Source organism: Cypionkella sp. (assembly GCF_036782355.1).
Classification (GTDB): Bacteria; Pseudomonadota; Alphaproteobacteria; order Rhodobacterales; family Rhodobacteraceae; genus Cypionkella.
The window spans coordinates 1-12,322 of record NZ_DAIPZF010000055.1; the positions used below are offsets into that span (position 1 = coordinate 1).

Sequence of the window (12,322 nt, forward strand, 5' to 3'; positions counted from 1 at the left end):
CCAACAAGAAGGCCTCAAAGCCGCATTCATCTGAGGTTCGCGAGACAGTCCTCGCGTTTGGATCCGTCAGGCCAATGAGATCCTGAAGAAAGCATCGGCGTATTTTGCCCTTGTGCGAAAGGCAGACTGGAACCGCTTCAGCGCCGCCGGTAGCGGCTCGACCGCCCGTTTCGCAAGTGACTGCTTTCATTAACGCGCATCGCTGTGAGTTCGGTGTCGCGCCGATGTGCAAAATGCGGCAATTCAGTCGATGCACGCTTCTTGGCTGGCTGTAATGGTGCAGCAAGTCTGATGGCACACGACGCGCAAAGTAACTGCCATGGTTAAACGTATGGGATGTTTTTGGTCAGCATTTTGGTCCACACAAATCGATGCCTAAGCTGAGGCAAGCTGCAATATGTGGGAATTAACAGATGCTGAGCTAAGCGCTGGGCTTAGAGCCTGAAGCAATATGGTGCCGCAGAAGGGACTCGAACCCCCGACCCCATCATTACGAATGATGTGCTCTACCAGCTGAGCTACTGCGGCATCTTCTGTTTTGCGGGATTTAACGCCCGCCGGTTGCGATGTCAGCTTTGCCTATTTGCGTTCCAATCTGCCTGGCTGCTGCCTTCTTGACTGAAATCGACCACAAGCGAACGCTGCCTTGCGTGGCGTCGTATAGCGATAGGATTGGGCTTTTACAAGCCATTCTCAAGCTGCCGTCGTCATGATTTTTTGCCCAAACTGCGGCTTTTGCATTGGGCGCTGTGGACGGGCAGGGGGCCGTAGCCCCCTGCGTTTGGTCAATGCACTGCCGGCTTTGTAGCGCTTGGCCGACGAGAGGCGCTGATGCGGTTGCCGATGATCAGCCCACTTGGCCCCGCACTGACGGTCACGGTTGATCCATCCATCACCTCGCCAGCCAAGATCATCTCGGCCAGGGGGTTTTGCAGATGGTTCTGGATCACCCGCTTGAGCGGACGCGCGCCGAACACCGGATCATAGCCTTCGTCCCCCAGCCAAGTCTTGGCGGCTGCGTCCAGATCCAGCGTGACTTTACGCGAGGCCAGCCGTTTTTCCAAAAGCTTCAGCTGGATTTCGACAATCGCCCCCATGTTCGAGCGATCCAGCCGATCAAAGATCACCTGCTCGTCCAGACGGTTTAGGAATTCGGGGCGGAAATGCTGCCGCACCGCTTCCATCACCTCGGCCCGGGCTTGGGTTGGATCTTCGCCTTCGCCCAGTTCCGACAGCGACCGCGCGCCAAGGTTGCTGGTCAGGATGATCAGCGTTTGCTTGAAATCAACCGTGCGGCCTTGGCCATCGGTCAGCACACCATCGTCTAAAACCTGCAACAGCACGTTAAACACATCGGGATGCGCCTTTTCGACCTCGTCGAACAGCACCACCTGATAGGGGCGGCGGCGCACGGCTTCGGTCAGAACCCCGCCCTCGTCATAGCCGACATAGCCCGGAGGCGCGCCGATCAGCCGCGAAACTGAGTGTTTCTCCATGAATTCAGACATATCAATCCGCACCATGGCCTGATCGTCGTCGAACAGATATTCGGCAACCGCCTTGGTCAGCTCGGTTTTGCCCACGCCGGTTGGCCCCAAGAACAAAAAGCTGCCCAAGGGTCTGCGTTCGTCGTTCAAGCCCGCACGCGCCCGGCGCACCGCATTTGCAACAGCCGTCAGCGCGGTCTTTTGGCCGATCACCCGCTGACCCAGCTCGTCTTCCATCCGCAGCAGCTTTTCACGCTCGCCTTCCAGCATTTTCGTGGTTGGAATGCCGGTCCAGCGTTCCACCACTTCGGCGATCTGCTCGGGGCGCACCGATTCTGCGACCAAAAGATCGCCTTCGCGGGCTTCGGCCTCGGCCAGCTTTTTCTCAAGCGTTGGGATGATGCCGTAAGACAGCTCGCCCGCGCGGGCAAGATTGCCGTCGCGCTTGGCTTGGTCCAGATCGGCACGGGCCCGTTCAAGCTGTTCTTTCAGATCGCGCCCGATTTCCAGCTTGTCGCGCTCGGCCTGCCATTTTGCAGTCATCGAATCTGACTGTTCCAGCAGATTGGACAGTTCCAGTTCCAACTTTTCAAGCCGGTCTTTCGAGGCCGCATCGTCTTCTTTTTTCAGCGCCTCGGCTTCGATCTGAAGTTGCAGGATCTGACGATCAAGCTGGTCAAGCTCCTCGGGCTTGCTGTCCACTTCCATCCGCAGGCGGCTGGCGGCCTCGTCGATCAGGTCAATCGCCTTATCGGGCAAAAACCGGTCGGTGATATAGCGGTGCGACAGCGTCGCCGCCGCCACAAGCGCAGAGTCGGAAATCCGCACGCCGTGGTGCAGCTCGTATTTCTCTTTGATGCCGCGCAGAATCGAGATGGTGTCTTCAACCGTGGGTTCCTCCACCATCACAGGCTGAAACCGACGCGCCAAAGCTGCGTCTTTTTCGACATATTTGCGGTATTCATCCAGCGTGGTCGCGCCGACGCAATGCAGCTCGCCGCGGGCAAGTGCGGGTTTGATCAGATTGGCGGCATCCATGGCGCCATCGGATTTGCCCGCGCCAACCAGCGTGTGCATCTCGTCGATGAACAAAATGATATTGCCCTCAGCCGCGGTCACCTCGTTCAGCACCGCCTTTAGACGCTCTTCAAATTCGCCGCGATATTTCGCGCCAGCAATCAAGGCGCCCATGTCCAGCGCCATCAGCTTTTTGTTGCGCAAGGATTCCGGCACATCGCCGTCGATGATGCGCAGCGCCAAGCCTTCGGCAATCGCGGTTTTGCCGACGCCAGGCTCGCCGATCAGCAGAGGGTTGTTCTTGGTGCGGCGCGACAGCACCTGCATCGTGCGGCGAATTTCCTCGTCGCGGCCAATGATCGGGTCGATCTTGCCTTGCTCGGCGGCCTCGGTCAGGTCGCGCGCATATTTCTTCAGCGCCTCATAGCTGTCTTCGGCACTTGCCGAATCCGCGGTGCGGCCCTTGCGAATGTCATTGATCGCGGTGTTCAGGTTTTGCGGCGTAACCGCGCCCGCGTCCAAAGCCTCTTTGGCCTTCGAGGCCACCATGCCCAAAGCCATCAGCACCCGTTCCACCGGAACAAAGCTGTCGCCGGCCTTTTTGGCCAGCTTTTCGGCCTCGTCCAGCACCTTGACCAAGCCTGGGTCCATAAAGGGCTGCGCGTCGCCGGTCACCTTGGGCAGCTTGGCCATGGTCAGCGCCAAGGCTTCGGTCACCCGAGTAGGCGCGCCACCCGCGCGGCTGATCAGATTTGACGCAAGCCCTTGGTCATCATCCATTAAGGCCTTAAGCAAATGCTCGGGCGCAAGCCGCTGATGATTTTCGCGTGTCGCGATGGTCTGCGCGGCTTGCAGAAAGCCACGCGACCGTTCCGTGAATTTCTCTAAATTCATCGGGATTCTCCTTTTTAAAAGCACCTCTGCGCTGCCCGATACTTCGGCACAGCCACTTTGGCCTCGCGCTAAACTTGGGAAGTCTGCCCGATAATTGCAATGGGTCTTGCCTGCGACATATGCAGACCCTGCGCCTTTAGGGGGCGAGGCATAGTCGAAAGCAGTAGTCGCTTATCCGGCTGTGCCCTGAAATTAACCTCTCGCTAATGTTAACATAGAAAAGTGGGTTAAGGCGCTTTTTAACAGAATGTTGCAAAGCGCAGGTTGGGAAAATGTAAAATGTCATTTCTAGAAAAGATAAAATTGCCGATGCGGATGCAGGTTGAACTCGAGGATGTCTTTGCGCGGCGCAGAACCGCCTTCCCGTCCATCGACTCCTGTCAGGCTGGAATTTTCCAAAAGCTGCGCGAGATCGAAACCACCCGCGCTGTCGAGGCGGAAGCCGCGATCGAGGGGGCCGCGCCGCTGCGCCTAAAGTTGTTTGGCAAGGGCCTGAGCGCGCCTTCTGTCAAGCGCGCCCTTGGCCTTGTCTGAACGCCTTTCTTGTCAATCCAGCCCGATTGGGCCTTTTTACCGAATGATCTGAACCCCTGGTTGTCAGACGCGGCGCGAATGAATGAAATATGCAGCATCTGATCACCAAAGCCCAAATCATCGGGATTACGCTAGACGTCGCGAAGGCGGGTCTTTGTCTGGGCGATACCGCCTATCTGAAACTGACCGCCGATGGCCATATCGCACTTTTTGCCCAAGGCCGCCAAAGCTGGTTTGGGCTTTATACGCGGCGTCCTTGGTTGCAACTGGGCCATTTGGGCCCAATTGCCACTGATCTGCTTGGCGAACATCTGCGGCGCAATCTGCGCCTGCGGGTTCGTATTGTCAGCCTGACGCCGGCGCATCTGTCAAAATCGCAGCATCCCGAGGTTTCGGTCTCGGTTTGGGGTGCGATTGATCGTGGCGTCAAAGGCTTTCATCAGGCCAGCGTTCAGCCGGCTTAACCGTCGCGCTGTTTTGGCTTAAGCAGGGTTTTCGGCCGCAGGGCTTCTGCGGCTTTAAACAGGCCAAAGGTCTGGTTAACATAATTCACCACGCCGCCGATCTGATCCATATAGGTCTGCAATTCTGGCGTGCGCTCTGCCTCGACAAGTTGCACCGGCCGATCTGGGCCCTCGCCTTCAAACTGGCAGTAAAACAGCGGCTCGCCCCGCCGCAGAACCAAGTCCTTTTCCGGCTCATGCCACTCAAACGCCCACATCAAGGGCCGCGGCCACAGGTTCAGCGGGAAACGTCCGCCAAAAATCGTGCCGGGCAACGGGTCTTTGCGGTAATGTGCAAAAGCGGAAATCTGGCTGATATAGACCAATTCATCGGCGATAAAGCAGTAGGGCAATTGCAGCTGCACTGTGGGCCGATCAGGCGAGCGCCACTCGGTCTCATTCACCAAAGTCAGCACCTCGCCCAGCTTATTGCCGCGAATGCCAGAGCCGGTTCCGGCGCGATTGATCAGCTGAGCCTTGCCCTTTTCATCGCGTTTAAAACCGATGTGCAGATCAAAGGGGCATTTCACCATGAAATAGCGGCTTTCCAGCTGAATAACCGCAGGGCAGCGGCTGGCCGATTTCGCATGCACCCTATTGGCTGGCCGGAACATCACCCGCTCTGGCGGATCGTAAAGCACGGCCCCCTTATTCGATGTCAGAAACCAGCCGATTGTAATCGGTCCAGATTTCGGCCCGCTCTCTGGGCGCTCAAAACTCAGGTTGATGTCCACATTTTACCTCTTACACTTTTGAACAAGAAAAGCCGAAAGCCTTTCGCTGTCAATCGACTGCTTTGCGCAACATATTTGCCCCCGCCGTCGGTGACAGCCGCCAAAACGCCACCGCAGAGATCAGCGTCATCGTTGCAATCACCGCATAAACCGCAGGGAAATTGCCCAGATCGGTCGCAGACACCCCGCGCCATGCGCCTGTTGCCTCTAGCATCATGGCCGCCAATGTAATGCCAATGGTCCCCGTCAATTGCTGCATCACTGACGAAAAGCTTGTGGCGCTGCTAAGGCGTTCAGGCGTGACATCGGCATAGGCAATCGCGTTGATCGCAGTAAACTGCAAAGACCGCGACAGCCCACCGACAAACAGCACCAGCATCATCGCCTGCCAAGGTGTAAAAGGCGTAAAGAAAGCAGGTGCCAGCACAAACCCCGCAGCGATTGCCGCATTCACCCCTAAAACCCTGCGAAAGCCAAAACGCCGCAGCAGTGGTTGCGCCAAAAACTTCATCACCATTGCGCCAAGCCCCGAGACAAAGGTCAATCCGCCCGATTGAAACGGCGTCAGGCCAAAACCAAGTTGCAGCATCAGCGGCAGCAAAAAGGGCGAAGCGCCAACGCCAATGCGAAACAAGGTGCCGGCCGTAATTGTGCTGCGAAAAGTCGGCAAAGCCAGCAGTCGCAAGTCAACCAAAGGTGAGGCCACCCGCAGCGCATGCCAGATATAGGCAAACGTCAGCCCCGCGCCGCCCAGCAAAAGCAAGGCAACCATGGGCGCGCTTGCCAAGTTTAACCCCAAGAGCGTCACCCCCGTTAGAAAGCCAGCAAGCCCCGGCCCCAGCAGTAAAAATCCTCGCGCATCAAATTGCCGCGGGGCCGCTTCACGCAGATCTGGCACGAACCGTCCCGCAAGCCCCACACCCAAAAGCGCGATGGGGATGTTGATCCAGAAGATCCAGCGCCAATCCCAATAGGTGGTGATATAGCCGCCCAGGAGCGGCCCAATCACCGGCCCCATCAGCGCGGGCACTGTCAACCAAGCCAGCGCCCCCACCAGACCCTCACGCGGCACACCGCGCAGCACGATCAGCCGGCCCACTGGTGTCATCATCGAGCCACCAATACCCTGCAAGGCCCGCGCGGCAACCAGCTCCCACAGCGAGGTGGACATGCCACAGGCGATTGAGCCTAAAGCAAAAACCACAATCGCCCAGCGAAAGATTCGCCGCGCGCCGAAACGGTCGGCTGCCCAGCCCGAGGCTGGAATGAAAATCGCCAGTGCCAGCAGATAGGTCGTCAGAACCAATTTCAGATGGATCGGGTCAGAGCCAAGATCGCGTGCAATCTGCGGCAAAGAGGTGGAAAGCACCGCCGAGTCGATGTTCTCCATCAGCAAAGCCGTGGCAATAATCAGCGGAAGGATTCGAGCATCTGCGGCCATGGCGCGAGTTAGTCTTGCCGGATCTGATTTGGCAAGAGCGGGCAGGCGGGTTTGACGCAGTGCTTTTGCCTTAACCTTTCCCCTTATTGGTCAGGGTCTTGCGCCTTCCGCTCGCGCGCTAAACCCAGTGCCGATAACATCGCGTGATTGATCGCATGCACATCAAAAATCTCAATCGCGCGCAACCGCGCCTTGGCGCCAAAGGTCGGAATCAGATCGGGGGCATCAATAAACCGTTGCATAGCCTGAATAAGCGCTCCGCTATTCCGAATGGGAATCAAAAAGCCAGATTCACCGTCAACAATCGTTTCACGGCAACCGGGCGCAAAGGTGGTAATGATTGGCCGCCCCATTGCCATCGCCTCTAGCACGCTGCGCGGCATCCCCTCGCGGTAACTCGGCAGCACATAAACATGCGCGGCGGCAATTGCGGGCCGCACATCCTGCACTGCGCCATCCCAATGAATAAAGCCTGCCGCCTGCCACGATTGGATTTCTGCAAGTGGAACTGAATCTGGATTACAATCCGTTCCGCCAATAAGATGAAACTCGACCATCGGGTTTCGGTGCGCAAGCTGCTGCGCTGCGGTGGCATATTCACGCAGTCCCTTATCGCCCAGCAGCCGTGCAATCATTAAAAAACGTATTTTGTCATTCGGAAAAGGGGCCGGTGTAAAGGTGGCAAGGTCGACGCCCGACCCTCGCAGGACCATGCTTTCACATGTCACCGGCAGCAGACCAAGCCTTGAAAAATCAGCTTGATCGTCGGGGTTTTGGAAAAAAGCCAAATGCGCAAACTGCAAGGCTTTGGAATAAAGCCGCCGCGCAACCCACTGAATTAGGACCCTTTTGCCGCGATGCTGCCCAGTAAACGCATAGCCCAGCCCTGTCATCAAAGCGATACGTTTCGGCACATGCGCAAGCCGCGCCGCAAAAAGCCCCCAAATTACAGGCTTAATGGTGTACCCAAGAAAAATATCCGGCTTCTGCGCCCGCAGGAGACGCGACAGTAAGATTAGGGACCATAAGTCTGAAAGTGGATTTAGGCCTGTCCGCGAGAGTTTGATGTCGTGGCAAATAACACCACGCGCGTTTAACCATTGCGCCGATCCCTTGTCTTTCGTCAGTCCAGGTGCGGCTACCTCTACCTGATGACCGGCGTCTAAGAGTGATAAGATTAGAGCGCCGCGAAAGTTCACAAGCGAGGATGGTAGACTTGCAAGAATAAAAACCTTCATTCTGGGCGGCATCTTCTTGAAGGCAGCAAGACCTTTTTGCGGGGCTTTGAAGTAAGCCAGAAGCAAAAGTTAAATATTATGATATTTAAAAAGAACTGGAGAATAAGAGTTCTGAATTCGCCAGTGTAAAACGTATTAGCAGTTGTAAATGAAATATAGAAAGAAAGGATGGGGCTTAAATTTGCTCGAATGTAGCGCATATTTTGGAAAAAATAATAGAGTGATCTATAGAAGGCCCCCATTACGAAGACTCCAAAATAAGATAATTGCGCAAAGCCGAATGCAAGGTAACCTGTGGGTACGATCGATGCTTTGTATCCTAAAAATGCCTCAGTATTATAATACGTCAGAGAGGGTCCGGAATCAAACCCCAAAGCCCTTGTGTAAAATAGAAGTCCTTGTGGAAAGTCGTAAAACCACCGGATATCTGAGAGTGCAAGCAGTCTATCTATTTGATAGAGTGAAACCATTGGATGAGCAAAGTTGTTTAGATATGACTCAAGTTCTATTGCCTTGGAAAACATCTCCGTCACTGTTGGCAGTGGCGATCCCGTGGATATTGCAAATATGAGCAATTTCCCACTAGAAAGTATAGGAAACGCAGAAATAGTAATGAATGGAAAAAGAAGAGCGATTTTTGAAACATCAAGATTGAAAAAATATATGCTAAACATCATGACAGCAAGCGCGGCATTAAATCTGCCTGTGGAGCCAGTGAAAGTGACTATCAAAAGACCTAACAAGAGCCCTGTTGTAGCAAGGTGCAACTTGAGGCGTGCTGCCATGAAAATCGCTGCAAAATAGACACTTCCAAAAAAAATATTTAAAAGCACATGAAGATGGCTTCCCGCTGCGATGCCTGTTCGTACAGCATATTCTTCTTCTGCACTGGGATTGATTTTCCAGACGAGCAAACGCGCAATTACAGCAAAAATAATAAAAAAAAGACGCGCTTTTTTTCAATTATAGCCTGGCGGGTGTAATTGTAATCTATCTCTGATTTTCCAAAAAAAAAGACTTTTACCAATCTTCTGATCAAAAAGCCACGAAGGAAAAAACCAGCTAAAAAGGCCCAAGTAGATAGTCCGACAAGTAACCAGCTACTTTGATACCTTGAAAAAACTCTCCCTAGGTAATTGAATTCCGTATTTTGGGCGGAAATGATAGCTGGTATTATAAAAAAGATGCAAATAAAGGATATTGAAAATCGGATAAAATTTCGATCTGGTCGTTCTGGGTAGCACAAAAAGATTAGACTTAAAAATAGCCCCGCTGTGTAAATCAGAGCAATACCCAAATCATTGCCAATCATGGAGTTTTCTCAACGATGTGCTCGTTTTCAAGCCAAGCTTGAAACATCAAAATTGTCCATATTTGATTATGCCAGCGTCTTTGACCTGATCTGTGCTGCCTCAAAAGATCTCCAACTGCCTCAGCGTTAAGAAAACCTTGTTGTCTAATTTTGTGCGGATCGAGCATGGCTTCCACCCAATCGAGCAGTGGCCCCGCAAGCCAGGCTTCGATTGGAACACTGAATCCCTTCTTTGGTCTATCAAAAAGTCCTAAGGGTAAATATTTTTTTAGCACTTCACGGAGAATCCACTTTGGTTGGCCATTCTTGACTTTTACATGAAATGGAAGGCGCCAAGCATATTCAATAAGCTCATGATCTAAAAATGGCAGTCGCGTCTCCAAGCCAACTGACATTGCAGAACGATCGACCTTTGTTAAAATATCGCCAGGAAGATAAGTGCAGGTATCCATAAACATCATGGTCTCGCGAACATCTTGAAACTTCGTCAAGGCAATATGCGTATTTTGAGAAGCCATTCCTTCAGGCTGACAAAAAATAAAGGAATTTGGATTTGGAAATAGTGAAATAAGATCCATATAATTTATATCTTTTTTTGGTAACTCTAAAATGTCTAAAGACCTATGAATTTTATCTCTTGATTTACAGGCCAAAAACTTTGGAAGATGTTGCTTGTCGAGTTCTTCTTCCCTGGAAAATGTTAGGTCACGTAGTCCTGATGCTAATCTTCTGCGGGCAGGTATGGGAATATATTCGAGTATATTTAATAGTGTACGGTTATGTTGATATCGGCTATAGCCGCAGAAGAATTCATCTGCCCCATCACCAGTAAGCGCAACTTTTACATGGTTTCTGGCCATTTGACTTAATAAAAGAGTAGGAATCTGAGAGGAATCAGAAAATGGTTCATCCCAGACTTTTCCAAGTTTTGGTATAACCTCGAAGACATCTTCTTCTGTAAGAATTAACTCAGTATGATCAGTGCCTAAATAACGTGCGATAGCTTTTGCTTCGTTCGCCTCATTAAAGTTTTTAGCTTCAAATCCAATAGTAAAAGATTTAACAGGTTGCGAGGCTTGCGCTTGCATAAGTGACGCAACAAGTGAAGAATCGACGCCGCCAGAGAGAAAAGTGCCAATTTGAACATCTGATTGCATCTGCAATGCAACAGACGTTTTGAGGCGTTGTTCTAATTCGTTAATCAAAACGAGTGGTTTTGAAGTTGTCCGCTTTGACGCCGCTATTGCATTAAAATCCCAATAACAATTGGGTTTCCCAGATATGCCGTCAACGACTTCAATCCAATGTCCTGGCTTTAGTTTATTCATGCCCTGATAAATGCAATGTGGATCCGGAATATAACCATGACGCAAGTATAATATTAGGGCAGTCTGATCGATCTCTCCAACCCATTCTGGATGAGTTTTCAGCGCCTTCAGTTCAGAGCCAAAGACAAAAGATTTTCCTGCTTTTCCAAAGTAGAGGGGCTTTTCGCCAATCCTGTCTCTTGCTAAAAATAGGCGGTCAGTTTTTTGATCCCATAAGGCGAATGCGAACATTCCCTTAAGACGCTTCAAGGTATCTACAAGTCCCCAGAGTTGTAAGGCGGCAAGAAGCGTCTCAGTATCAGAGTGGCCTCTCCATGAATAAGGCCAGCCCGCAGAAATAATGTCGTTTCTCAGGCTGATATGATTATAAATTTCTCCATTAAAGACGATGATGAACCGCTGATTTTGCGACTGCATCGGCTGAATGCCTGCATTGCTTTGATCAACGATGGCCAATCTTTGATGCGCGAGAGCGACGCCTTTATTCGCATCCACCCATGTTCCGCAAGCGTCTGGACCGCGATGGGCAATCCTATCGGCCATTCTCGCGATAATTCTCTCAGATGCTACTGTCGTTGTTGAAAAATAGCCAACTATCCCGCACATTGCAAACGCTCGCTTAGGAGGGTCTCGTAAAGCTTGGAGTAATTATCCACGGCAGCTTTTATTGAAAACTGAGCTTCCACTCTGCTTCGTGCGGCCGCAGACCGCTGGGCGAATTCCTGTGGGCTTATGCTCAAAGCGCTACGTATGGCAGCGGCAAGCGCCACTGGGTCCTCCCGCGGAACCACCCATCCTGTATCGGCAACAATGTCCGCCGCATCGCCAGCATCTGTTGTTATGCAGGGGACGCCGCAAGCCATGGCTTCGCCGAGCACGTTTGGAAAGCCTTCCGATTTTGAACTTAGACAAAGAAAATCAAAGGTTGGCAATATTTCGGCGACATCCGCGCGCTCACCCAAAAAAGTGAAATCTTGCGAATCGAGGTCGGACGGCGCAGCGGTTTTTAAGTCTTTACCGACCATCACAAAATGTGGTGCTTCAGAAAATGATTTAAGAATTGAAATTGCCAAAAATAGCGTACGCAAGTCCTTTTGTGGGTGATTTCGACCAATGTATCCAATGATAGTTTTATCTATAGGAAGCTTAAGAGCTTGGCGCGATGCATACTTGGTTTTGATACCTCGCTTCCATTCGAGAAGGTTAAAGCCATTAGGAATGAGTGTCGCCTTAGATGCGCAAAACCCTTCCTCCTGATGTTCAAAAAGCGACTTTGCAGAATTATATATAATCGAATTTGGCCGGCCCGACATTGATCGCAATACGCATATGACAGATCGTGTAGAGATACTTCTATCCTTATTTCTCCCTGGCGCACATCTAATATTCCATGAAAGTATAGGCTGGTAAGGCAAAAAATTGTTTGCAAAAGTGGCGACAAGGTTTCCATGGTACATCCAGCCTTGCAGAATATCTGGTGGATGAAGTTTGAAGTCATTTGCTAATCTAAACAATGATTTAACATCTCGGTTAATATTTAATGCAGTAACAGAAATTCCAGTAGCCGCAAGTTTAGGGCCATAGGCACCTGAATCCAGTAAGGAAATAACTCGATTGTCAAATTTATCTTGAAGCCCATTTGTCAGAACTGAGTATAATGTGCGCTCAGCTCCGCCGCGATTGAGGCCTGTGATAATGTGAGTGACTTTAATCATATTAATATTTCTGCTCTCATAATGTGAGTCGCGAATGTCTTTTGGCTAAATAAAAGAGCCTACCATTTCTGCAATGTGTTTATCATAATTTGTGTTTTTCGGCTAGATTTTCGCGTCTG

General features: G+C 51.6%; 9 protein-coding genes and 1 tRNA gene. 2 read left to right on the forward strand and 8 right to left on the reverse strand.

Annotated elements, in window-relative coordinates; genetic code table 11:
* Positions 1-452: 452 nt before the first annotated feature.
* Both V7Q10_RS14835 and clpB read right to left on the reverse strand, forming a co-directional pair.
* Positions 453-528 (reverse strand) — tRNA-Thr (locus tag V7Q10_RS14835).
* Positions 529-785: 257 nt separating this feature from the next.
* A complete protein-coding gene (gene clpB, locus V7Q10_RS14840) occupies positions 786-3,398 on the reverse strand; it encodes an ATP-dependent chaperone ClpB (protein WP_333869915.1) in 2,613 nt (870 codons plus the stop codon).
* A gap of 279 nt (positions 3,399-3,677) precedes the next feature.
* On the opposite strand from clpB, the gene V7Q10_RS14845 reads away from it, so the two are divergent.
* Positions 3,678-3,932: a hypothetical protein gene (locus V7Q10_RS14845; RefSeq protein WP_333869916.1), complete on the forward strand. Its 255-nt coding sequence runs from the start codon at positions 3,678-3,680 to the stop codon at positions 3,930-3,932.
* A gap of 89 nt (positions 3,933-4,021) precedes the next feature.
* The gene (locus V7Q10_RS14850; RefSeq protein ID WP_333869917.1) at positions 4,022-4,396 is read left to right on the forward strand and encodes a hypothetical protein; all 375 of its coding nucleotides are present in this window, start codon (positions 4,022-4,024) and stop codon (positions 4,394-4,396) included.
* Here V7Q10_RS14850 and V7Q10_RS14855 read toward each other — a convergent pair.
* From V7Q10_RS14855 to V7Q10_RS14880, 6 genes are all read right to left on the reverse strand, one after another.
* Positions 4,393-5,169, reverse strand: a complete 777-nt coding sequence (locus tag V7Q10_RS14855; protein WP_333869918.1) for a hypothetical protein — start codon at positions 5,167-5,169, stop codon at positions 4,393-4,395. The two genes, V7Q10_RS14850 and V7Q10_RS14855, sit on opposite strands and share 4 nt — an antisense overlap.
* Positions 5,170-5,218: 49 nt before the next feature.
* Complete coding sequence (locus tag V7Q10_RS14860; protein WP_333869919.1) at positions 5,219-6,610, reverse strand: DHA2 family efflux MFS transporter permease subunit; 1,392 nt, start codon at positions 6,608-6,610, stop codon at positions 5,219-5,221.
* Positions 6,611-6,693: 83 nt separating this feature from the next.
* Positions 6,694-7,848 carry a glycosyltransferase family 4 protein gene (locus V7Q10_RS14865; protein WP_333869920.1) on the reverse strand — a complete coding sequence of 385 codons (1,155 nt, stop codon included), beginning with the start codon at positions 7,846-7,848 and terminating at the stop codon, positions 6,694-6,696.
* Positions 7,845-8,762 (reverse strand): hypothetical protein, encoded by a 918-nt coding sequence (locus tag V7Q10_RS14870; RefSeq protein WP_333869921.1) that lies wholly within the window; start codon positions 8,760-8,762, stop codon positions 7,845-7,847. The genes V7Q10_RS14865 and V7Q10_RS14870 overlap by 4 nt, the downstream gene beginning before the upstream one ends.
* A 394-nt stretch (positions 8,763-9,156) precedes the next feature.
* On the reverse strand, positions 9,157-11,031 hold the full coding sequence (gene asnB / locus V7Q10_RS14875; RefSeq protein WP_333869922.1) for an asparagine synthase (glutamine-hydrolyzing): 1,875 nt from the start codon (positions 11,029-11,031) through the stop codon (positions 9,157-9,159).
* A 50-nt stretch (positions 11,032-11,081) separates the two neighbouring features.
* A complete protein-coding gene (locus V7Q10_RS14880) occupies positions 11,082-12,203 on the reverse strand; it encodes a glycosyltransferase (protein ID WP_333869923.1) in 1,122 nt (373 codons plus the stop codon).
* Positions 12,204-12,322 lie beyond the last annotated feature (119 nt).